Source organism: Methanofollis formosanus (assembly GCF_019633745.1).
In the GTDB taxonomy this organism is placed as follows: domain Archaea; phylum Halobacteriota; class Methanomicrobia; order Methanomicrobiales; family Methanofollaceae; genus Methanofollis; species Methanofollis formosanus.
In genome coordinates, this window is the sequence record NZ_CP037968.1 from 319,738 (window position 1) to 340,759 (window position 21,022).

General features: G+C 58.5%; 22 protein-coding genes. 5 read left to right on the forward strand and 17 right to left on the reverse strand.

The annotated features are described in order from the left end of the window. Nucleotides 1-1,077: 1,077 nt before the first annotated feature. Nucleotides 1,078-2,790: a CHASE4 domain-containing protein gene (locus tag E2N92_RS01300; RefSeq protein WP_220681901.1), complete on the forward strand. Its 1,713-nt coding sequence runs from the start codon at nucleotides 1,078-1,080 to the stop codon at nucleotides 2,788-2,790. Nucleotides 2,791-4,276: 1,486 nt separating this feature from the next. Here the strand turns inward: E2N92_RS01300 and E2N92_RS01305 are convergent. Continuing rightward, nucleotides 4,277-5,893: a putative manganese-dependent inorganic diphosphatase gene (locus tag E2N92_RS01305; RefSeq protein WP_220681902.1), complete on the reverse strand. Its 1,617-nt coding sequence runs from the start codon at nucleotides 5,891-5,893 to the stop codon at nucleotides 4,277-4,279. Nucleotides 5,894-6,219: 326 nt separating this feature from the next. Between E2N92_RS01305 and E2N92_RS01310 the strand changes: the two genes are divergently transcribed. Beyond that, entirely contained in the window at nucleotides 6,220-6,480 is a 261-nt protein-coding gene (locus E2N92_RS01310; RefSeq protein ID WP_220681903.1) for a hypothetical protein, read from the forward strand. Beyond that, a complete protein-coding gene (locus E2N92_RS01315) occupies nucleotides 6,465-6,869 on the forward strand; it encodes a type II toxin-antitoxin system VapC family toxin (RefSeq protein WP_246589271.1) in 405 nt (134 codons plus the stop codon). The genes E2N92_RS01310 and E2N92_RS01315 overlap by 16 nt, the downstream gene beginning before the upstream one ends. 274 nt (nucleotides 6,870-7,143) lie before the next feature. On the opposite strand, the gene E2N92_RS01320 is transcribed toward E2N92_RS01315, so the two are convergent. From E2N92_RS01320 to hxlB, 7 genes are all read right to left on the reverse strand, one after another. After that, nucleotides 7,144-7,524, reverse strand: coding sequence for a hypothetical protein (locus E2N92_RS01320; RefSeq protein ID WP_220681904.1), 381 nt, complete (start codon nucleotides 7,522-7,524; stop codon nucleotides 7,144-7,146). Between the two features lie 130 nt (nucleotides 7,525-7,654). Next, nucleotides 7,655-8,071, reverse strand: a complete 417-nt coding sequence (locus E2N92_RS01325) for a hypothetical protein (RefSeq protein WP_220681905.1) — start codon at nucleotides 8,069-8,071, stop codon at nucleotides 7,655-7,657. A gap of 55 nt (nucleotides 8,072-8,126) precedes the next feature. Next, entirely contained in the window at nucleotides 8,127-8,450 is a 324-nt protein-coding gene (locus tag E2N92_RS01330) for a hypothetical protein (RefSeq protein WP_220681906.1), read from the reverse strand. A gap of 429 nt (nucleotides 8,451-8,879) precedes the next feature. Next, nucleotides 8,880-9,452, reverse strand: coding sequence for a flavin reductase family protein (locus E2N92_RS01335; RefSeq protein WP_220681907.1), 573 nt, complete (start codon nucleotides 9,450-9,452; stop codon nucleotides 8,880-8,882). A gap of 69 nt (nucleotides 9,453-9,521) precedes the next feature. Then, nucleotides 9,522-10,559: a M42 family metallopeptidase gene (locus tag E2N92_RS01340; protein WP_220681908.1), complete on the reverse strand. Its 1,038-nt coding sequence runs from the start codon at nucleotides 10,557-10,559 to the stop codon at nucleotides 9,522-9,524. Nucleotides 10,560-10,585: 26 nt separating this feature from the next. Beyond that, entirely contained in the window at nucleotides 10,586-11,698 is a 1,113-nt protein-coding gene (locus tag E2N92_RS01345; protein WP_220681909.1) for a pyridoxal phosphate-dependent aminotransferase, read from the reverse strand. A gap of 5 nt (nucleotides 11,699-11,703) precedes the next feature. Beyond that, entirely contained in the window at nucleotides 11,704-12,303 is a 600-nt protein-coding gene (gene hxlB / locus E2N92_RS01350) for a 6-phospho-3-hexuloisomerase (RefSeq protein ID WP_220681910.1), read from the reverse strand. A 108-nt stretch (nucleotides 12,304-12,411) separates the two neighbouring features. On the opposite strand from hxlB, the gene E2N92_RS01355 reads away from it, so the two are divergent. Next, a complete protein-coding gene (locus E2N92_RS01355) occupies nucleotides 12,412-13,200 on the forward strand; it encodes a DNA-methyltransferase (RefSeq protein WP_220681911.1) in 789 nt (262 codons plus the stop codon). A 231-nt stretch (nucleotides 13,201-13,431) separates the two neighbouring features. Here E2N92_RS01355 and E2N92_RS01360 read toward each other — a convergent pair whose 3' ends face one another. From E2N92_RS01360 to E2N92_RS01375, 4 genes are all read right to left on the reverse strand, one after another. Then, nucleotides 13,432-13,812, reverse strand: coding sequence for a hypothetical protein (locus tag E2N92_RS01360; RefSeq protein WP_220681912.1), 381 nt, complete (start codon nucleotides 13,810-13,812; stop codon nucleotides 13,432-13,434). Nucleotides 13,813-14,146: 334 nt separating this feature from the next. Next, nucleotides 14,147-14,731, reverse strand: coding sequence for a hypothetical protein (locus E2N92_RS01365; protein WP_220681913.1), 585 nt, complete (start codon nucleotides 14,729-14,731; stop codon nucleotides 14,147-14,149). 640 nt (nucleotides 14,732-15,371) lie between these two features. Then, nucleotides 15,372-15,875 (reverse strand): ferredoxin-thioredoxin reductase catalytic domain-containing protein, encoded by a 504-nt coding sequence (locus tag E2N92_RS01370; RefSeq protein ID WP_220681914.1) that lies wholly within the window; start codon nucleotides 15,873-15,875, stop codon nucleotides 15,372-15,374. Continuing rightward, on the reverse strand, nucleotides 15,872-16,150 hold the full coding sequence (locus E2N92_RS01375; protein ID WP_220681915.1) for a glutaredoxin family protein: 279 nt from the start codon (nucleotides 16,148-16,150) through the stop codon (nucleotides 15,872-15,874). Before E2N92_RS01375 ends, E2N92_RS01370 begins: the two co-directional genes overlap by 4 nt. A gap of 97 nt (nucleotides 16,151-16,247) precedes the next feature. On the opposite strand from E2N92_RS01375, the gene E2N92_RS01380 reads away from it, so the two are divergent. Further along, on the forward strand, nucleotides 16,248-16,580 hold the full coding sequence (locus E2N92_RS01380) for a DUF1622 domain-containing protein (RefSeq protein WP_220681916.1): 333 nt from the start codon (nucleotides 16,248-16,250) through the stop codon (nucleotides 16,578-16,580). 365 nt (nucleotides 16,581-16,945) lie between these two features. On the opposite strand, the gene E2N92_RS01385 is transcribed toward E2N92_RS01380, so the two are convergent. Genes E2N92_RS01385 through E2N92_RS01405 form a run of 5 tightly spaced genes read right to left on the reverse strand, consistent with a single transcriptional unit; the run spans nucleotide 16,946 to nucleotide 21,006 of the window. After that, nucleotides 16,946-17,587, reverse strand: coding sequence for an HAD family hydrolase (locus E2N92_RS01385; RefSeq protein WP_220681917.1), 642 nt, complete (start codon nucleotides 17,585-17,587; stop codon nucleotides 16,946-16,948). 5 nt (nucleotides 17,588-17,592) lie between these two features. Next, the gene (locus E2N92_RS01390) at nucleotides 17,593-18,603 is read right to left on the reverse strand and encodes a PIN domain-containing protein (RefSeq protein WP_220681918.1); all 1,011 of its coding nucleotides are present in this window, start codon (nucleotides 18,601-18,603) and stop codon (nucleotides 17,593-17,595) included. Beyond that, nucleotides 18,600-19,091 (reverse strand): hypothetical protein, encoded by a 492-nt coding sequence (locus tag E2N92_RS01395; protein ID WP_220681919.1) that lies wholly within the window; start codon nucleotides 19,089-19,091, stop codon nucleotides 18,600-18,602. Before E2N92_RS01395 ends, E2N92_RS01390 begins: the two co-directional genes overlap by 4 nt. 38 nt (nucleotides 19,092-19,129) lie before the next feature. Beyond that, on the reverse strand, nucleotides 19,130-19,885 hold the full coding sequence (locus tag E2N92_RS01400) for an ABC transporter ATP-binding protein (protein ID WP_220681920.1): 756 nt from the start codon (nucleotides 19,883-19,885) through the stop codon (nucleotides 19,130-19,132). Continuing rightward, nucleotides 19,879-21,006: a FecCD family ABC transporter permease gene (locus E2N92_RS01405; protein WP_220681921.1), complete on the reverse strand. Its 1,128-nt coding sequence runs from the start codon at nucleotides 21,004-21,006 to the stop codon at nucleotides 19,879-19,881. The genes E2N92_RS01400 and E2N92_RS01405 overlap by 7 nt, the downstream gene beginning before the upstream one ends. Nucleotides 21,007-21,022: the final 16 nt, after the last annotated feature.

Genomic DNA, 21,022 nt, shown 5'->3' on the forward strand with positions numbered 1-21,022 from the left:
TACGGGATGAAAATGATCGTGGTTTTCCAGGGTGTTTGGATCCGTGTTCCTTCTTCAGAGCAGGACACCAGATGGGACCGTCACTTCATTGCCGCCCCCGCCCTATCTTCTCGCGAAATACCGGAAAAGATTCTGCGATTGAAGGGCGGCCGATCATTCTGAGGGAGATTCTGTACTTCGTATATCAGTTGTGAGGGATTCCGGTGAGAAGAAATCCCCATGCAGACCTCTCGGGTTCATCGCTAGGATCATATTCATGGTAATTCTGCATGAGGCGAGAGAACGCTTCAAGCATACGCGATGAAAATTTCTCGTCGCTTGATCGCTCTTATTCAAGACTGAAGAACCGATGGGGATTGTGTTCCATCGCCGCCCCCTGGCTATCTTGTCGTGGGGTTTTTCCCCCGTGCGAGATTGTGGGAAAGATTTGACAATTTGGGGCGGCCGATCCATCAGAAGAATTTTCTATCCTCTTCGTATCGGCTTCAAAGGGATATGGCGAGTTCAAACGCTCAGGCAAACCTGAAGAGAGGATCTTCTGAATCATTTTCATAGAGCATATCCCAAAAGTATCTGGACTGATCAGGCGTGCCACCCACCGAGAGAAGAAAGCATGTTTCCTTGCTTTCTCCCGCCGGGGGGGACCCCCCGGACCCCCCCGAAGAAGATAGGAGTGGGGCGGCAGCACGCTCTTGAACGAAACCGTACTTCTGAAACGTCTTCTCGTCACATAGCAAGGCCGAAGAGTTTTGGGATGATCTCCTGGTAAACCCTCAATTTTTTGGATCGAGTATGATTCAATCGCCTTCACCCATCTTCTAGCCGGGGGCTCTGCCCCTGGACCCCCTGGAAGAACGAGCATCCTGAAAATCCGAGAAGATCTATAAGTTATCCTCTGAAGGGACATCAAATACCAACAAATATGATATAAATTCTATTAAATCACCAGAAAAAATATGCGGATTCTTAAAATAGTATAACCTCCGATTAAGACGTATTGGGGGCAGGCGGCACTGCTGACAGCGATCCCCTCTGAAAACCGGCCTGTCAGCATCGGTGCGCCGCATCAGAGATATCATGAAGATCCTGACATTCATTGTCCTTGTCACCATCTGTACGGCACTTGCCCTGGTCACCGGTATCTTCGGAGCCACCCACCTTCTCCTCGACGAGAACCTTGAGACCTCCGAGACGTCAGCGATGGTCGAGGACTGCACCCTTGTGAAGCACGGGCTCAAAGCCCTGCAGGACGACCTTGCACTCCTCTGTCAGGACTACGCTACCTGGGACGATACCTATGCCTTTGTACAGAGTCAGGAAAAGTCCTATCTCACCTCGAATATGGTCCCCGAGACCTTCAGCTCATCGCGCCTCGATACGATCCTGATCTTTGACGCCGAAGGCACCCTCATCTATGGGGCCGGATACAACCGTTCAAACGAGAGCATTGTCCGGCCGGCCCCCGCCCTCCTCACGCACCTGCGTGCGAACAACCTTGCCACAGCACACGGTTCTTCCAGAGAGGTCGCTTCCGGGTTGGTCCTCCTCCCCCAGGGACCGATGATGTTCTCGGCCGCACCCGTTCTCAGGAGTTCAGGGGACGGTCCGGCAAAGGGGATGCTCGTATTCGGACGGTTTTTCACCGAGGACGAGATCGCCAGGATCCGGGAGGTCACCGGCCTGCCGGTCGTATTCTTCCCGCCCGACGATCCTGCTGCATTCGCCGGCATTGCTGAACCCCAACTCCCCGACCAGGAGAACACCCCGGCGGTCATCCGATCGGCCGACCGATCGACGATCACGGGGATGACGCTCTTCACCGACATCGCCGGTAGACCGGCACTCTTCGCACGGATCGACGTCCCAAGAGACCTGTACGCCAGCCATCTTGCTGTCGTCTCCTCCCTCATCGGTGTCATCATCGCAATCAGCGCAGGATCCGGCCTTCTTCTCGTCGGCATCATCTATTACTCCGTTATCCGCCGTTTCGAAGATATCAGCAGAACCGTTGCGGCGATCAGAGAAGACCAGGACTTCTCCCGCCGCCTTCCTCCCGGTAAGACCAACGAGATGACCATGCTCTCAGCATCGGTCAACGACCTCCTCTCCTTCCTCGAGGAGTATACCGCTGAAAAAAACCGATACGAAGAGGAACTCAAGGAGTCCAGAGAAGAATACCGGCAGTTGTTCCACTCGGCCAACGATGCCATCTATGTCATCCACCAGAAACGGTTTTCAAGGTGCAACCAGAGGGCGCTGCAGATGCTCGGGTGCCGGAGAGATGAGGCGATCTCTCGCTCTCCTCTCGACTTCGCTCCCGAATTTCAGCCTGACGGCAGACGGTCCGCCGAGGCGATCGAAGAGTATTATGCAATGGCATGCGCGGGGGCATCTCCCACGTTCGAGTGGCGCGACCAGAGGAGTGACGGTTCTTATGCCGATACCGAAGTCACTCTCACCAGGTTTGACCTGCAATCAGGCCCCTATCTCCTCGCCATCGCGAGGGACATCACCGAGAAGAAGCAGACCGAACATCTCAAGGCAGAGGCGTTCGCCCGGATAGAACAGAACCTCGAGCAGTTTGCCATCCTCAACGACGAGATCCGTAACCCCCTCCAGGTCATCCTGGCCGTCGCCGAAATGAATGCCTGCGATGACGCCGAGATCGTGATGCAGCAGGTCAGGTGCATCAACCGCCTCGTCGACGACCTGGACGCCGGGTACATCGAGTCAGACAAGGTGCGGGAGTTTCTCAGGAAACATTACGAAATCGGGGAGAAAGAGGACTAACTGAGAGGATGAAGGAGGAAAATCCTGGCTCTGTAGAATTGGACATGAACCCGCGGCTCAAGCATACGGAATGAAAATCTCTCGTCGCTTGATCGCTCTTTTCAAGACCGGAAAATTGGTGGAGACCTCAATCCATCGCCGCCCTTCGGCTATCTTCTCGCGAGACGGCAGGAACGATCGTGCGATGAGGGCGGCACGCCTGATCATCGCGCCTTCCCGCACCCTCGCGGCGGGGGCGCTGCCCCCGGACTCCCGGGATGACGATAGGGCTTGTGAAGGCTGAGCGCCTGATCGTTCTGAGGGTGGTTTTGTTCTCCGTATATCGGGTATGAAGGAAATTGGTGTCTTCGAATTCTCATCCATAACTCCAGAATTGACGTCTGGATCATTTTCATGGTAAATCATCTTGCTGGTTCTCTTCGCCGGGGGGCTGGCCGCCCCCCGAACCCCCCGCGCGAAGATAGGCGTAGGACAGCAATTCCCTCTTCATGGTCATTGATGGCACCTTCCCGGCCCAATCTTCGTCCCGGGGATCCGGGGGCAGAGCCCCTGGCGTGAGCATGGGGGAAGGCGGTTGAATCTACTCAAACGAAGAAAAGGTGAGGATTTACCATGAAAATGATCCTGATGATTATCTCTCCGTGTTTGCATGAGAGTTTGAACTCGCCATATCCCGTTGAAGCCAATACGCAGAGGATAGAAAAATTCTTCTGATGGATCGGCCGCCCCCAATCGTCGAGATTTCCCTGCCATCTTGCGCCGGGGGGAAACCCCCCGGACCCCCACGACGAAGATAGCCGAGGGGCGGCATGATGCTCGACTTCGATTCACTCCTCGAACGCAAGGATGAGGATCAAGAATCGATCCAGTTCTGGTATGATATTTTCATCACGTATGCTTGAGGCGTGCTTTCCCCTCATGAGCAATTCTACAAGGCCAAAATCTTCTCTTGTTTTCCTGGAGTACCATGAACGCGAAAACTCCAACCACTGGTTGGAGAAATCAGCGGGATCCACACGCTCATCATCATATTGTGTTGCAAGACGATACCCTGTCCTCAGACCTATCTTCTGTGGGGGAGGGAACGATTCCCCCTCTTTGCCTTCCCGGTCCCATCCTCATCCCGGCATCGGGGGCAGCGCCCCCAGCACCGATGTTTGGAAAGGCGTGATGATCCGATGTGCCGCCCTTCTTGCAGGATCTTCACCGTCGTCTCACGCCGGGAGTTGCACCCCCGGACCTCCCACAACGAAGATAGCAGAGGGGCGGCGATGAAGCGGCATGCTTTCGCTTCATGAACAATTCCACAGAGCCCTGGTATCAGGTGTAAGCCGGGAACGGTTTCCAAAAAAACTCGCACCAATGGTGCGAGAAATCGGTTGGAGTCAGCAGGAACACTGAACCGTTATCGACACGCCCACCTTGCGCCGGGCGGTTGCGAACCCGGCCAAAAACTCTCGGGAAGAGAACGCGGGAGAAAAAATATTCAGAGCCCCCGCAGCATATTCCCAAACTGCGGGAGGAAATCTTTCTTGCGCGACATCACGTTTTCCAGCCGGAGGGGCTGGCCGGTCATTCCCAGTTTTGCCAGGGTTACCTCGTCGGCGGCGACGAAGAGGTCGCTGGCGTTCTCGAAGACGTTGGTGAAGAGGGCGACGAAGATGTCGGCCCCGGCCTCGGCCCGCAGCCCCTCGAGGACGCCCCTGATCTCGTCGGCCCTTTCGGTGCTGTATTCAAAGGAGGGGACGATCACCTGGGCGATGACTACCGTGCGGTCGAAGAGGTTGTAGTGCTTGGTGTCCCTGAGGAGGAGGTCGTGGAGCGGGACGTCCCTGATTTCGATCCCCTGCTGGACCATCTCGGTCCCGTACTCCTCGGGGTCGACGCCGGCAATCCCGGCAAGATAGTCGACGGCCTTCCGGTCCTCGGGCGTCGTCGTGGACATCCGCAGCACCAGGGTGTCGGAGAGGATGCCGGAGAGGAGGAGGCCGGCCATCCGTGAGTCGGGCTCGACTCCCGCCTCGATGAACTTGCGGGTGACGATCGTCGAGGTCGAACCCACGGGTTCGTTGAGGAACCGGATCGGCTTGAGGGTCGTGAACGCCCCGATGCGGTGGTGATCGATGATCTCGAGGACGTCAGCCTTCTCGATCCCGTCGACCGCCTGCGAATATTCGTTGTGGTCGACCAGGATCACCGGTTTGTTGATCTCGTCGACGAAGGTGTTGCGCGAGATCATCCCGAGGAGACGGTCGTCGGCCCCGACCACGCAGGCCGTCCGGTACTTGGAGTTGGAGACGATGCCTTTGACGTACTCGAGGGGGTCGGCCATCCCCACCCTGGGCATATCGGTGGCCATCACCATGCTCGCCGGGAGGGAGAGGTTGATCATCTTCCCGACGCCGAAGGCGTCGAGAGCGGTCGAGAGCACGGCGATGTTGCCGGCCTGGGCGGCATGGATGACGCGGTCGCCGACCGGCGAGGCGTCGGCGATGATGAGGGCGGCGATCCCGGCCGAGATGAGAGCGAGTTGCGCCGGCTCGTTGTCGCCGACGATGGCGACGTCCCGTGCGCCCAGTCTGGAGAGCGAGACATGAAGAGCGTCAATGGCGATGTAGACCTTCCCCTCCAGGAGGTCTGGGCCGGGGACGACGATCTCGGCGCTGAGGATCTTTGCGAGGGTCTCGAGTTTGATGGGCGTGATGGAGAGCTGTTCGATCCTGGTCCTGGTCACATAGGCGCGGGCGAGGCCGTGTTCACTGACCAGACCGAGGAGACGGTCGTCGTCGTCGACGATCGGCATGTTCCGCACGCCCTGTTCGTCCATTTTCGCGACGACCTCGATGGTCGGGACGTCGGCGCGGGCGCTGATCGGGTAGGTGTACGGGAGGTCGGAGACGTTCGGCTCGACGCTCTCGATAAAATACGGCTCTTCTGCGCCGAAGTGGTCGAGCACGAACCTGGTCTCAGGGTTGACGCCGCCGCATCGGGCCGCGACATATTTTCCGGGTTCGCTCTGGTTGAGGAGTTCGGCATAGCCGATGGCGCTGCATATGCTGTCGGTATCAGGGTGCTTGTGCCCGATCACATAGACTTTGTTCATCTGCATCTTCCCTCGGGATGGTTGGCCTCATAATCTTGCCGCTTCGCGCTCATATCACCTTCCCCCTCGTTGGCGGGTGGCAGGAGGGAGCAGGTGAGATCCCTTCAGGTGGGGCGGCAAGAAACCATCTCCTTTTCATCACCTCAACCCCCTCGGTGAACTGAATCCGTCGCCTTCCCTCATGCTCACACCCGGGGGCGGCCGACCCCCTCGGCGAAGAGAACCATCAAGATCATTTCTACAAAGCCGTAGATTGAGTGTCTCTGGGATCTGCGTTCAATGGAAGATATTAAGATCTGGTTCCTCCTCTGATTCACCATAGGGATATGATAATCAGCATGGAAGAACTATTGCCCTATAATGAGGAGGAACCGGGCATGCGGGTGCAGTATATCTATGATGCAGAGGGACGAAGGACTGGAGTGATTGTACCTATTGATCTCTGGTACTCACTGGGTATTGAAAAATCTGTAGAAAAAGAGTGCGGGATCAGGGAACCCGAAAAATATCGAGGAATATATCGATCCCTCAAGGTCGATCTGAAAGATGAACTTCGAAAGATGCGGGATGAATGGGACCGACTATGAGACGTTTCCTCCTCGATACCAATATTCTCATCTATTATCTTGCAGATGCCATACCATCTGAGAGCCTGGATGAGGTTGACGATATGTTGACCTCCTCGTTTCGCATCTCGATCATCACAAAGATCGAGTTTCTTGGATGGAAAAAGCACACCCCGACAGGCTACGATATGGCTGAAGATTTCATCCGATCTGCAGAGGTATACCCTTTGACAGAAAGAATTGCGGACACTTCTATCCATTTGCGCCGAACATATGGGATGAGACTTGCTGATGCCGTTATTGCGGCCACTGCAGTGGTTCACGACTGTGCACTTGTCACCCGGAACGAGGATGACTTTTCCAGGATATGTACACTTGAGATAGTGAATCCGTTCAACAAAGAAGAATGACCTGAGGCCGGGGTGAAAATGTATAAATCAGTGGAATATCGGCTCTGTAGAGACCATCTTCTTTTCATCACCTCAACCCCCTCGGTGAACTGAATTCATCGCCTTCTCTCATGCTCACGTTCGGGGGGCGGCCGGCCCCCCCGTCGACGAGAACCATCAAGATAATTTCTACAAAGCCGAGTTTTTTATCAACAGATCCGGGTGTCCTCCTCTGCCCTGGACATGAGGGTTCACCTCCGCATAGAATCGAATACAATAGGCAATGGATGCGATCTCAGTGGATAGATGTCCGGATGTAGAAATATTGCCCCTCATATTCGACATAAATGGGCTTATTGGCTGTATGATTGTAGCCGTACTCCCGACCAAACTCTTCAAGCGCTGGAGATGATTTGAGTTCTGGTGCCGGTACACTATCATCATTTTCTTTGAATGCTTTCCCGAGTGACGGCCACTTCTCAAAATCTTCTTCAGTGAGGTGGACGACGATGCCGTCCTCTGTCTCGCTCTCATTTACCGGGAATACCCTGAGAGTGGGAGGATCAGTACTCTCCCGGTACAGTCCGTATCCTGCATATGCCACGAAGAGGATAAAGGCGATGCAGAAGATGAGAAACACTCTCCTTACATTTCGGTCTCGTTTTTCGTTGGTCATGGATGCCTCCCGGATTTCCGGGTCTTTTTTTTATCATTGTGAATTTTACCCCATCATCTGCATCTATCTTCGGAGGGGAGTGGGCACTAGAGAACTTTGGGATGACCTCTATGATCAACAAGGTACAGCATCACTGGTAAATTGTCCTGATATAGAAGTATTCTCCCTCATATTCAACATAAATTGGTTTTTCAGCAGTTTCGTTGTAAATGTACTCCTGATAAAATTCTCGGTGTGCGGAACGGTTTTCATACAGATCCAATGCAGTGACACTGTGATCTTTTTCCCTGATCGCTTTCCCGAGGGATGGCCACTTTTCGAAGTCCTCTTCGGTGAGGTGGGCGATGATACCATCTGCTGTTTCGCTCTCATTTATGGGATATAACGTGAGAAACAGAGGGTTCGTACTCTCCCAGTACAACCCGTATCCTGCATATGCCACGAAGAGGATAAAGGCGATGCAGAAGATGAGAAACACTCTTCTTACATTTCGGTCTCGTTTTTCGTTGGTCATGGATGCCTCCCGGATTTCCGGGTCTTTTTTCATTAGCAATCAGCAGACATGAGGTTCTATCCTCAAAAAATGAAAAGATGGGTAATGTCTATGTGACATACTGGGACACATTCAATTTTGCTTTCCTGATGGCACGGGCGTTGTCGTGGGTGGCGTCACCCTGGTAATCATCTGACGAAAATGCAGGTGAACTCTGGTGTTCAAAGAAATAACTCCACATCACGGTATGCATCAGGTCGGCCGTCCAGTATGAATAGGCCTGGTTATAACCTCCCGTGTTCTCGTGGTGCGCATCAAAAATATGCCCGATTTCATGAATCGAGACACATCTTCGTGCGTGAGCAGTGGCCCAATAACCAACAGCACCATAGCCTTCGGGCGATACGTTGGGGCCGGGAAGCACGCTGGTCACGTTCCCCGGCCCCGGCGGGACACTCGTTCAGGTGTCCACGGCCCGAAATATGTTCCGGGATATATATATGGGCTCTGTGCGGATCCTCTAATTGTCAGGGAAATAAAAACCTCTATTCTGCCAGATCATACCTGCATGATCTCGCTTTGAGGTGGCCCCCCAGCGCGAGATGGCGATGAAGATTTTGTGGGGAGGGCAGCATGTCTGATCCCTCCATCTTCTCGCTCAAACACTTCTGAACTCGTGCCTCCCCCTACGCTCTCGCCGGGGGCGAATGCCGCCCGGACCCCCGGGATGACGATAGGGCTGGGGAGGCATAATCTACGAACATAGAGAGGGAGCTGCCGTCCTCCCCTCCTATCATTTAGACAGGGGGCGGGGGACGACCAATCCCCGATGAATACTCCAGAAAAAAAATTGAAAGAGATATTATTTCTTCAGGGCACGCCCGGCCGAGAAGGCCTTTGCGATCTCGGGGCCGACGCCGTGGTACGTGCGGCACGCCGAGTCGTAGAGGAAGGGCATGACCTTCTCCATCGCGGGGTTGCCGTCCTCACCAAGGACCGACTCGTCCACCCTGACGTCGACGATCTCGCCGACGAACTGGGTGTGGACGCCGATCTCGACCGTCTGGGTGAGCCGGCACTCCAGGACGACCGGGAACTCCTCGATGTAGGGGGCGTCCACCTGCGTCGCCTTCGCGGCGGTCAGGCCCGCGGCGGCGATCTTGTCGGTGTTTTTGCCTGACTCGATCCCGAAGTAGTCGGCCTCCGCCACATACTTTGCGGAGGGGATGCAGATGGTGAAGGCCTGCTTTGCCGTCAGGTTCTCGTAGGTCTTCCTCGACTTCTGCACCGATACCGCGACCGACGGCGGGTTCGAAGAGCAGATCCCGCCCCACGCCGCGTTCATGGCGTTGGGGGTGCCCTCGGTGTCGTACGTGCAGACGATCAGCACCGGATGCGGATACAGAAGGGTCTTTGCACCGATTGATCTCTTCATGCCTCTCTACTGGACGGCGGAGGGTAAGGTTGTTGCGCCGGCGAGGGAAGGACAGAGATAAAAAAAGATTCAGAAGTCCGGTTCGGACTTCAGCGCCTCGACAAGGAGGGCAATGCCGTTCTCGATATCGGCGAGGTCGAGCACCTCGACCGGCGAGTGGATGTACCTTGTCGGGATGCTCAGCGTCGTCGACGGGATGCCGCCCCGCTCCAGGTGGATGGAAGTGGCGTCGGTGGTCCCGCCCTTCCCGACCTCGAGCTGGAACGGCACCTCCTTCGCCTCGGCCGCCTGCCGCAGCCATGCGACGACCTTGCGGTTCGCGATGAGCCCGCGGCCGTTGCTGTCGACGATGGTGATCACCGGACCGGCTCCCATCTCCAGGGAAGCGTCCTTCTTTTCAATGCCAGGGTGGTCGCCCGGGATCGTGGTGTCGGTGGCGATGGCGCAGTTGGGATTGAGGTTGTAGGCGACGGTCTTTGCCCCCTTCAGCCCGACCTCCTCCTGCACGGTGAAGACGCCGTAGATGGTGTGCGGCGACTCGACCGTCTTGAGCGTCTCGATGAGCATCGCACACCCGGCACGGTTGTCGAAGGCCTTCCCGGTCACCCGCTTGTTTGCGAGGGCGCAAAACTCCCGGTCGATGCTGACCGGCGTGCCGACCTCGATCCCGAGGGCTGCGGCCTCTTCAGCAGACTTTGCACCGACGTCGATGAACATATCGTCCACCTTCGGCGGACGCTTGCGGTCCTCCTCTTTCATCACATGGGGCGGCTTACCGCCGACCACGCCGTAGACCGGGCCCTTCGTCCCGTGGAGCACGACCCGCTGGGCGTACAGCGTGGGGTCGTACCAGCCGCCGATGGTGACGAACCTGACAAAGCCCTTCTCATCGACGTATTTGACCATCAGCCCGATCTCGTCCATGTGCGCCGCAAGCATGATCGAGAAATCGTCGCCCTTCTTGACGGCGATGAGGTTGCCCATTGGGTCTTCCCTGACCTCGTCGACGAAGGGTGCGACCTCGGCCCTGATGACCGCGGCGACGCTTCCCTCGTTCCCGGAGATCCCGTGGGCATCGGAGAGTTTTTTCAAGATTTCCTGTACCATATCATTCACCTTTCTCTTCTGAGACCTTAACCTTCAAGGACCGCCTCGGCGATCCTGGCCAGCGCCCGCCGCAGGTCGTCCTGCGACGCCGCATAACTGATCCTGGCGTAATCGGGCGCGCAGGTGCCGAAGGCCGAACCGGGTACGATGATCACGCCTTTCTCGACGATCCTCGCAAAGAGGTCGCGGCCCATCGGGACAAACGCATAGAACGCACCCTCGGGCGTCGGGAACTTCAGCCCCATATCGGCGAGCCCGGAACAGAGGAGGTCGCGGCGTGCCCGATACTCCTCGCGCATCGCCGCCACCGGCGCCTGATCCCCGGTGAGCGCCGCAAGTGCCGCAGACTGCGAGATGGACGTGGCACACGCCTGGCAGTACTGGTGGACCTTGATGCACTCCTCCACCACCGCATCGGGTGCGGCCATATAACCAAGCCGCCAGCCGGTCATCGAGTAGGTCTTCGAGGTGGCGTTGAGGGTCACGACGTCCTCGCCGAACCGCGCCGCACTCACATGCGGTTTGCCGTAGGTGAAGTGCTCGTAGACCTCGTCAGAGACGACGGTGACGCCCTTATCCTCGGCATACTCGACGAGGGCCTTCACCGACTCCTCGCTCTCGACCATCCCGGTCGGGTTCGCAGGCGTGTTCAGGACAAGCAGACGGGCACCGTCCATCCGCTCCTTCGCCGCCTCCACGTCAAGGTGGAGAGAGGCGTCGAGGCTGAGCCCCTCGGCCCGGCCGCCGGCAAGCGTGGCAAGCGCCGCGTACGAGACAAAACCCGGGTCCGCGATGAGCACCCGGTCGCCCCTCTCCACCAGGGCCTGCATCATGATATGCAGGGCCTCGCTCGCCCCGGCCGTGACGATCACCTGCTCAGGCGAGTACGAGAGATCGTTCTCGCGCCTGAACTTCTCGCAGACCGCCTCGCGCAGCTCCGGGATGCCGGAGTTCATTGTGTACCCCGTCATCCCGCGGTCGATCGCCTCCTTCGCCGCCTCACGCACATGCACCGGCGTCGGGAAATCGGGCTGGCCGAGGCCGAGGTTGATCGCGTCCTCGCCCGCCCCTTCGAACATCTTTCTGATCCCTGAGATCTCGATCCCGCGGACCCGCTCTGCAAACCTGTCTCCAGCCATATCGGTCACTCGATATTGGCGTGCCTGCACTTGAGGTCTTCGACATTGGTCTCGGTGATCTCCATCAGCCGCGAGACGATCGCGTCGGTGAAGACCATCGAGGTCGTCTCAAAGATCGTGCCGAGCGGAGCGAACGATTTGTGCTGGCCCATCATCTGCCTGATCTCGAACTCGGCCGACTCGTCCTTCACCTCGTCGCGGTGACTCTCGATCTCGACGATGCAGTCGGCGATCTTTCCGATCCGGGAGTCCGGGTTGGAGGTGATAAGGCAGACGCGGCCACCGATCCCCTTCGCCGTCTCGGCGAGTTCGGCGACGGTCTTGGTCCTGCCAGAGCCCGAGAAGACCACCAGCACGTCGCCCTCGCCCATGGCCGGGGTGACGGTCTCGCCGACGACGTACGAATGGAGCCCGAGATGCATCAGCCGCATGGCAAAGGCCTTTGCCACCAGTCCGGAGCGCCCGGCGCCGATGACATAGATCCTCTTGGCGCAGAGGAGTTCCTGGAGGAAGGACTCGACCTCGGCGTCTGCGATCGTATCGGCGATTGAAGCAATCTTCGAGGCCATCAGCCGCATCATATCCTGAACTACGTGTTTCTCCATGATCCCACATGAAAGGTGGTCGTGCTTCCTACATTAGAATATCGTGGCAGGCACGGCCGGATAGGAAACGTCATCACACCTGAAGACGACATGTATCCGGGCAAAGAGATGAAGCGGATAGAGCCTTATTTTTCATGTGACGGGGCGACGCTCCTGCACGGCGATGCGGTCGAGTGCATGGCGTCCATACCCGACGGCTCGGTCGACCTCGTCTTTGCCGATCCCCCGTATAATCTTTCCAACGGCGGCTTCACCTGCCAGGGCGGGAAGCGGGCGCCGGTCGACAAGGGTGCATGGGACCAGAGTGCAGGGATCGAGGAAGACTTTGCATTTCATCGCCGCTGGATCGAGGCCTGCGGCAGGGTGCTCAGGGACGGGGGGACGATCTGGATCAGTGGGACATATCACTCCATCTATGCCTGCGGCTTCGCCCTTCAACTCCTGGGTTTCCAGATCCTCAACGATATCTGCTGGTACAAACCCAACGCTCCGCCCAACCTCAGCACTCGCTACTTCACCGCCAGCCACGAGACCCTGATCTGGGCGAAGAAGGGGGAGGAACGGCACACCTTCAACTACGACGAGATGAAGAACGGCGAGTGGGAGTACGACGTCATCAAGAGGCCGGGAAAACAGATGCGGTCGGTCTGGTCGGTCCCGGCCCCCAAGCCTTCGGAGAAGAGGGAGGGGAAGCACCCGACCCAGAAGCCGCTCGCCCTCCTGGAGCGGGTGGTGCTCGCAAGTTCTGAGGAGGGCGACCTGGTCCTCGATCCCTTTGCCGGGAGTTCGACGACCGGGCTTGCGGCCGTGATGCATGGCCGGCGTTTCCTGGGGATCGAGCGGGAAAAGGAGTACCTCGATCTCTCGGTCCGGCGGTTTCGGGCGTTGATGGACTGAGAGCACTGTTGCATGGGCCTCGACGCGTGTTTCTGTTGAGGCGGCCGAGGATGGAAATGCTCGCGATGGTGTGGTGGGAGCATGAATCAACTGCCCTATCATATCCTCGCGCCTGGGACAGAATCCCCGGACCCCTGATCGTGATGAAGGTGGGAAGGCAGGAGAGTCCCATTTTCGACCCCGGCATCACCACTAGGTTGAACTGAAAACTAAAAGACAGCAGATGTAATTTTATCGAATTGATATCCTGATTCTGAAATATTTCCCCTCATATTCGACGTAAATCGGCCTGTCAACGGTATCGTTGTGCATATACTCATCACCGAACTCACTACGCCTTGAGGAGTTTGTCAGTTCCGGTGCAGACGGACTCCTGTCTTCCTTGATCGCTTTCTCAAGAGACGGCCACCTCTCAAAGTCTTCCTCAGTGAGGTGGACGATGACGCCGTCCTCTGTCTCGCTCTCATTCACAGGGAAGAGATGGATAGAATAAGGAGGATCGGTACTTTCCCGGTACAGCCCGTATCCTGCGTAGGCCACGAAGAGGAGAAAGGCGATGCCGATGATGAGCAGCCCTCTTCTGACATTTCGATCTCTTTTTTCGTTGGTCATGGTTTTCTCCGGAAAATTTACCTGAGGTCTATTCTCAGGAAGCGCACGTAGGCAAATCCGAGGAAGAGCGCGACGATATTCTTCCAGAGGCGGCTGGAGATCTCATCATAGTTCGGCGTCTCGTCGCCGAAATGTGACCTGGGCCCTCCGGGGCGCCATGCATGTTCAGATATATCAGAGGCTGGGTGATGGCTCGCGACGCCACCATCTCCGGGGCTGAAGACCTACAGGAAGAGAAGGACCAATACCGCAAGGAAGATCAGAATCGTTCCGAACGTTTTGGTTCATTGGATCATATTATTTTGAGATCTCTCACTCCTCTCCGCTTTTTCCCTCATCCTGCCTTCGACTTCGGCGTCACCTTAGCATAGACCCTGACGAGATCGTCGTACCGGTCGTACCCGACGTACACCTTCTCTCCTTTCTCTTCCTCACATTCCCAGAAGTACGGCCCGATCGGTTCGTCGCAGAACATACTCACCACGCGGGCCGTCCAATTCCCTTCCGTATACCCCGCGTCGCCGAGCGCTCGCGTCGCCTTTGCGAAGGGAAGGCGCGTCTGTGAGGCGGCAGGATCGGAGTGGCCAGATCTCCATTGCTGGAAGTGCGGTGTGCTGTTCTCGGCGACTGAGATCTCCGCGACGGCGACGACTTCGCCCTCTTGAGAGAAGGGGATGAGGTAGAAGTCACGGATGGTATGGTCCAGCGACGTCACCATGACCGCGTCGCCAGCGACGGCACCGGTGAGGTTTGGCGCGGCATGCCGCTCTGCCTCGGCGACAAATGCCGGGATATCTTGAGTAGGTAAGGTTTCAGGTGAAACCTGCGGACCTCCCCGGCCTGGAAAGAGGAGAAGTGCTGCAAGCAGAATCCCGATTATTACAACCAGAACGACTCCTGCAATGACACTTTTTTTCATTGTTTCTCTCCATAAATCACATACTATTCAGAAAAATGGGATAAATCATCCCATCTTCTTTTTCTCTGTCAACTCATCATAGACAGTGATCTCTCCAGTCCATCGATCAAACCAGACATGCTTGATTTCACCATCTGTTGTCCCACACTGCCACATAGGACACTCTCATGACATTGTCTGGAGGCATGACTTCCAGACGAGAATAGCGCTCCCGTCGCTTTCATGGCCTCGACTTTCTAGTGCCTTTATGATCTCATCATAGCCTTCGGGCGGTACGTTGGGGTCGGGAAGTACACTGGTCACGTTCTCCGGCCCCGGCGGGACGCTCGTTCAGGGGTCCATGACCTGAAATATATCTAGAGTTGTATATGTGGTTTCTGTGTGGGGCCTCTAATTGTCAGGGAAATAAAAACCTCTATTCTGCCAGATCATACCTGCATGATCTCGCTTTCGGTCCGGGTTGAGTCGTTCCACTCAAATGGGAATCAATGAGGGGCGGCGCATGTGTCCAGGGTAATGAGAGGCACAGGTATCGAATATTCCTCTCCTGGATTCTGGAAAAATCGTTTACGCTCTATTGAGGGGGGCCCGGTCCATCACCATTGACGATCTTCGACGCCCCCCCAGGTTGAGATCAAGACTACAAAAACCTCTCAAACCTTTCCTTCTTCGCCCGGCAGATCGGGCAGATCTCCGGCGGCTCATCACGTGCACAGAGATACCCGCAGACCCGGCAACGGTGGACCGGGTACGGGAGCGATCCCGAGAGCGGGGCCGGCCGTTTTGCGGTGCTCTTCGTGGGGCCGCCGGGCGGACGGCGTTCAGGCACCCGGCAGATCTTTTGTTCGCCGGCGACGACCTTCCCTGTGACATAGAGGGTGCAGTAGCAGGCGCCGTACTCGGCGAGGTCGGGATCGCGGTAGTCGCACGGGCAGACGATGTCGGCGTCGGCCTCCTTCTCTCCCAGACTGAGGCGGCACGGGCACGAGGGGTATCCATACCGCCGTTCGTTGGCCAGAAGACCCCTGACCAGTTCTTTCACAAACTCGGTGTCAGGGTTGAGATGGTAGCCCCCGGCCTCGGCCTCGCGGTCCAGGCGGCGGTACGTCTCCTCGACCTCCTCGTCGGTGACTCTGTCGGTCACACCAGCGCCTCCCTGATCTCGTCCTCCTGGTAGCCCACGATCGCCTTCCCGTTGATCACGAGGGTGGGAAACGATCCCATCGGGTTGTAGCGGTGGACAATCTCGGTGTAGACTTTTTCCATCTCGTCCTTCGGGAGTTGGTCGACGAAGAGGTAGTCATACTCCACGCCGAGAGAGTTGAGGAGATCTTTGGTCTTCGCACACCAGCCGCAGGTGCTCAGGGCATAGAGCATGATCCGCCCTTTCTTCTTGCCGTCGACATGTATCGGGTCCATAGGATATGCGTGAGTTGCCGCCCCTCCCCATAAGCGTTGTGTTCCGGATCGGACCGGGCGGAAGGTTGATGTCCGACGGCGTCCCCCATCTCCGTCGATGAGTCTTGAGTTCCTCATCGAGGTCTATCGCCTCGCCGCGGAGAGCCTCAGCTTTGTGGGAGCGATCGTGATCATCTACGGCGGGATCAGGGCGGCGGTGAGGACGTTCCAGAAGGAGGTGCTCAGAAAACCGTTCAAATACCACGACATCAGGCTGGGGTTCACCGCCAAGATCGTCTTCGGCCTCGACTTTCTCATCGCCTCAGACATCCTCCTCACCCTCATCGCCCCGACCCAGGAAGAACTGCTCATCCTCGGGGCGACGGTCATCATCAGGACGATCCTTGGATATTTTCTCACAAAAGAGGCACAGGAATTTGTCTTCGATTGATCGGTTTTGGAGAGTCTGGCATGGGTCGAGAGTGCGTCTCGGGCATACCGGATGAAAATTTCTCGTCGCTTGATCGCTCTTTTTCAAGACAGAAGAACTGGTGGAGACCTCGTTTCATCGCCGCCCCCACCTATCGTCGCCGTGGGTGGTCCGGGGGTCTCCCCCGGCGCGAGATTCCAGAAAAGATTTTACGATGAGGGCGGCACGCCTGATCATCACGCCTTCCTCCATCTTCTCGCCGGGGGCGCTGCCCCCGGAACCCCCGGATTGCGATAGGGCCGGGAAGGCACTATTGATCGTGAAGAGGATGTTGCCGTCCTCCCCTTTCCGGAAAGCGCCATTAAGAGAGATTTGTATTCGACGGATCAGATTCCCAGGGCCGGGATGAGGTCCCTGATCTCCTCGAGCACAAAGTCGGGCCTGCAGATGGGTTCCGGGCCTTCGCTGTGGTCGCCGTACAGCGCATAGGCCGCCTGCATCCCGAGGGCCCTGGCGGGTGCGACCTCGCGGCGGATGCTGTCGCCGACGACCATCGTCGTGGCCGGGGCGGCCGAGAGGGCGTTGAGGGCGCACCTGAACTGGGCGGGGTCGGGTTTTTTTCGGCCGGTGAGGTCAGGGGTGACGATATATGAGAAATAGTCCCTGAGCCCGGTCTGTTCCAGTCGCGTCACCGCCTGGAAGGAGTAGGCGTCGGTGACGACGGCCATGGTGATCCCGGCACCGGCGATGGCCGCCAGGGTCTCTTCCACACCGTCGAAGAGCCTGATGGAGGTGAGTTTTGTCCGCTCATAGACCCAGCACGAGCGGCCGTAGGCCCCTCTTCCGGCCCCCAGCCCGGCGAGATAGTCCCTGATATTTTGCAGGTCCTCGTATCCGACGCCGGGCCGCCTGAAGTGCTGGTAGAGTTCTTCGGCGTCGCCGGCCCCGAGGTCCTCGATGACCGCCCGACACGCCTCTCTCTTCGCACCGACGAAGTCCCAGAGGGTGTTGTCCATGTCGAAGAGCACGTGCCTTATCGTCTGATCCCCAGGGCCGAAAGTTTCCTGCATAGCTCGATGTCCCTCTCGCACTCGGTATGGCGGTCATCGCCGATGAAGGTTAGCCTGAAGGCATCGGGGTCGTCGCCTTTCCCCCCGAACTCGCCGAAGAGCACGGCCGATTCGATGGTGACGACCCCGAAGGAGAGGGCGAGGTGGGCGACGAGTTTGAAGAAGGTCTCGGGCGAGGCGTGATGGGGTTTGGGGTGGTAGGGGGCCCTGAAGAGAAAATATTCCACCCCCTCGGCGTCGCAGAGGTCGGCCATCGCCCCGTCCGCAGTGAGGAGGACCGGCAGGCCGAACCGCTTCTCCTCGAACCGGCGGAGTGCCTCGACGATCATCTGGTCGTTCTCGCGGGTGGCGTGCACCGCCTTCTCCCCCTCGTCGACGAGGATCGCCCGGTCGCGAAGAGCCTTGTACTCGGGCATCGCGAGGTACGCCGCCTTTCTCGACTTTTTTTTCCGCCGGTTCTCGAACTCGGCGATGTACCAACTCGCCTCGGGCGCACTCTCCCGCAGTTCGGCGATGAAGCGGGCCGAGTATTTGTGGTTGAGCACGTACTCGATCTCCTGGCGCACGATTCCGGTGAGGATCACCTCGTCGGGACGGAGGGCGCGGCTGGTGGTGAAGAAGCGGTGGTACATGAGGTTGGTGTCGAGCCCGAAGGAGATCTCCTTCTTCAGCCCTCGGTAGATCTTCGCCTTCTCCCTGAACTCCTCCATGTTCGCATAGGTGGTGACCCCGCTGGCAAGGAGACACTCCTCAAAGTCAGAGAAGAAGGGCATCTCCATCGCGTGCTCGCCGAACCTGAGCGAGGCGGCATAGAACTCGTCGGGGTTGGAGAGGATGGAGATCCGGTAGCCGGTGCCCTCAGGCCGCGCCTCGAGAAGGCGGATCCCGTAGATGGGATATGAGATGGTGACCTCGCCGCCGAAATAATTGACAAGGGCCGGGATCTCCTGGCCTCGGATCAGCATCTCGCTCATCCCGGCCCCCCCTCCTCGATGAGATCTCTGAGCGGCTGGATGTGGAGAGGGATGAGCAGGTACGGCCTGGCCGGGGGGTCGGGTATGGGGAGGCCGAGATAATAGATGTGGTCGACCCGCAGATCGGCGGCGGCGAGGTCCAGGCAGACCGAGACGATCGCCGCCTTCCGTCCGGGGGTGATGTCGAGGGCGGTCTCGAACCCTCTGGCGGCAAAGGCGCGGACCAGCCCGAGCACCCGCTCCCCGGCGGCGGCATAGTCACCCTCTGCCACCCTGACGACCGAAATTCTGGGGGAAAAAGCGTAACGTTCAGAGATCAGCCTGATCCCCTCCAGCACCGTGCCGAGGGCGCTCTCCTCCCAGGCGACGAGATGCACCTCTGCCGGGCGGTAGCCGCGCTCGCGCAGCACCGCATGGTAGGTGTTGAGGAGCGCCCAGCCCGATCGCCCGGCAAGGGTGATGTAGGCCTGTGCCCGCACCTGAGACATACCCCCGGATGAGGTCCGGGGGCACAAAAGGTTGTCGTCTACGCGGCCGGGATCACGAGCGGAAACCCGCGGTGAGTCTCCACGTCGACCGGCACGCCGTAGACGGCGGCGATCACCTCGGGGGTCACGATCTCGGTCCCGCCTGCGGCATAGATCGTCCCACCCTTGAGGAAGATGAAGCGGTCCGAGTATCTCAGGGCGGTGTTGAGGTCGTGCATCGTGAGGACGGCGGCGACGTTGTGGGTGGCGACCGCCTCGCGCACGGTGTCCATGATATCGATCTGGTTGCGCAGGTCGAGGCTGCTCGTCGGTTCGTCGAGGAGGAGCACCCGGGGTTCCTGGACCAGGGCCCGTGCAATGCTCACCTTCTGGAGTTCGCCGCCGCTCATCTCGTCGATGAACCTGAGCGCGAGGTCTTCCAGGCAGAGCCTCTTGATCGCCGCGTCCACCAGTCTGAGGTCGTGCTCGGTCACCTTCCAGCGGATATACGGCCGCCGGCCCAGCAGGATGGCGTCGAAGGCGGTGAGCCGCCCGGTCTCGCACCGTTGGGGGACATAGCCGATCCGCTTTGCGATCTCCAGATGCTCGAGGGTGAGGACATCCTCGTCGGCGACCATCACCGACCCGGCCTTGGGACGGAGGATGGCATTCATGCACTTGAGCAGCGTCGTCTTCCCGACGCCGTTGGGCCCCATGATCGAGACGACCTGCCCGTTCTCCACCGAGAACTCGACGTCCTCGAGGACGGCCCGCGAGTTGTACTCGAACCTGACATCAGATACTTCGATCAACATCGTGCATACCCCCGTACCAGCAGATACAGGAAGACCGGGGCGCCCATGAACGCCGTCAGGATCGCCACCGGCAGGATGTGGGGGGCGAGCATGATCCTGGCCACGGTGTCGGCGGCGAGGAGGAGGACCGCCCCGGCGACACAGGCCCCCGGGATGAGGAAGCGGTGGTCGTCGCCGATGACCCGCCTGACCATGTGCGGGCAGACCAGGCCGACAAACCCGATCACCCCGAGGAAGGCGACGACGATCGCAACGACCATGGATGCGAGGAGCATCCCGACGAGCCTGATCCGCTCCACATTGACGCCGAGCCCCTTTGCGGTCTCGTCCCCGGCGTCGATGGCATTGTAGTTCCAGCTGTTGAGATAGAAGTACACCGCCGCGAGGGCGACCGGCACGGCGATGATGGGCAGCTCGTTCCAGCTTGCCCGGCCCAGGTCGCCGAAGGTCCAGAAGACCATCGCGGCGAGCTGGTTGTCGTCGGCAAAGTACTGCAGAAACATCGTCCCCGCAACGGCGAGAGAGCCGAGAGCGACGCCGGCGAGGACCATCACCTCGGGGGAAGTCTGCCGCATCTTCGAGATGGCCAGGATCACGATGGTGGCGAGGAGCGCGAAGACGAAGGCGGAGACGGTGGTGAGGAGGGGGTTGGAGATGTTCACCGAGGTGCCGGTGCTCTGCATCGTCCCGGCCCCGAGGATCATCACCGAGAAGGCCGCCCCGAACGCGGCGGCATGGGAGGTTCCGAGGGTATAGGGCGAGGCGAGCGGATTCCTGAGGATCGACTGCATCGCAAGGCCCGCAACCGAGAGCCCGAGCCCGGCCACGATGCCCGCGAGGGCCTGCGGCAGCCTGATGTTCCAGATGATCGAGTCCTCCATCTGGGGCACCTGGCCGGCAAAGACGTTCGGAAGCGAGAGGTTGAAAAGTCCGTTGACCCGTTCGATCAGTCCGGAGACAAGGGCGGTCGCCACCTCGGCCGGCGGGATCCAGACCGCACCCACCGAGATGGAGAGGATGAGGAGGAGAATGAGGAGGAGCACTCCTCCGAGGATGGCCGAGATCTTCCGGCCGGTGTACTGGAGGTACTCCCGGGGTACCTCCCCGTCAGCGAGATGCATCCTTCACCAATCTCCT

Bases quoted from the DNA above. Each gene is read 5' to 3' on its own strand.
- E2N92_RS01325 (WP_220681905.1), bottom strand. From the start codon at position 8,071: ATGAAAAAAGACCCGGAAATCCGGGAGGCATCCATGACCAACGAAAAA.
- E2N92_RS01300 (WP_220681901.1), top strand. From the start codon at position 1,078: ATGAAGATCCTGACATTCATTGTCCTTGTCACCATCTGTACGGCACTT.
- E2N92_RS01355 (WP_220681911.1), top strand. From the start codon at position 12,412: ATGAAGCGGATAGAGCCTTATTTTTCATGTGACGGGGCGACGCTCCTG.
- E2N92_RS01340 (WP_220681908.1), bottom strand. From the start codon at position 10,559: ATGGTACAGGAAATCTTGAAAAAACTCTCCGATGCCCACGGGATCTCC.
- E2N92_RS01345 (WP_220681909.1), bottom strand. From the start codon at position 11,698: ATGGCTGGAGACAGGTTTGCAGAGCGGGTCCGCGGGATCGAGATCTCA.
- E2N92_RS01400 (WP_220681920.1), bottom strand. From the start codon at position 19,885: ATGTTGATCGAAGTATCTGATGTCAGGTTCGAGTACAACTCGCGGGCC.
- E2N92_RS01405 (WP_220681921.1), bottom strand. From the start codon at position 21,006: ATGCATCTCGCTGACGGGGAGGTACCCCGGGAGTACCTCCAGTACACC.
- E2N92_RS01380 (WP_220681916.1), top strand. From the start codon at position 16,248: ATGAGTCTTGAGTTCCTCATCGAGGTCTATCGCCTCGCCGCGGAGAGC.
- E2N92_RS01335 (WP_220681907.1), bottom strand. From the start codon at position 9,452: ATGAAGAGATCAATCGGTGCAAAGACCCTTCTGTATCCGCATCCGGTG.
- hxlB (WP_220681910.1), bottom strand. From the start codon at position 12,303: ATGGAGAAACACGTAGTTCAGGATATGATGCGGCTGATGGCCTCGAAG.
- E2N92_RS01310 (WP_220681903.1), top strand. From the start codon at position 6,220: ATGATAATCAGCATGGAAGAACTATTGCCCTATAATGAGGAGGAACCG.
- E2N92_RS01395 (WP_220681919.1), bottom strand. From the start codon at position 19,091: ATGTCTCAGGTGCGGGCACAGGCCTACATCACCCTTGCCGGGCGATCG.
- E2N92_RS01320 (WP_220681904.1), bottom strand. From the start codon at position 7,524: ATGACCAACGAAAAACGAGACCGAAATGTAAGGAGAGTGTTTCTCATC.
- E2N92_RS01360 (WP_220681912.1), bottom strand. From the start codon at position 13,812: ATGACCAACGAAAAAAGAGATCGAAATGTCAGAAGAGGGCTGCTCATC.
- E2N92_RS01305 (WP_220681902.1), bottom strand. From the start codon at position 5,893: ATGAACAAAGTCTATGTGATCGGGCACAAGCACCCTGATACCGACAGC.
- E2N92_RS01315 (WP_246589271.1), top strand. From the start codon at position 6,465: ATGGGACCGACTATGAGACGTTTCCTCCTCGATACCAATATTCTCATC.
- E2N92_RS01390 (WP_220681918.1), bottom strand. From the start codon at position 18,603: ATGAGCGAGATGCTGATCCGAGGCCAGGAGATCCCGGCCCTTGTCAAT.
- E2N92_RS01365 (WP_220681913.1), bottom strand. From the start codon at position 14,731: ATGAAAAAAAGTGTCATTGCAGGAGTCGTTCTGGTTGTAATAATCGGG.
- E2N92_RS01375 (WP_220681915.1), bottom strand. From the start codon at position 16,150: ATGGACCCGATACATGTCGACGGCAAGAAGAAAGGGCGGATCATGCTC.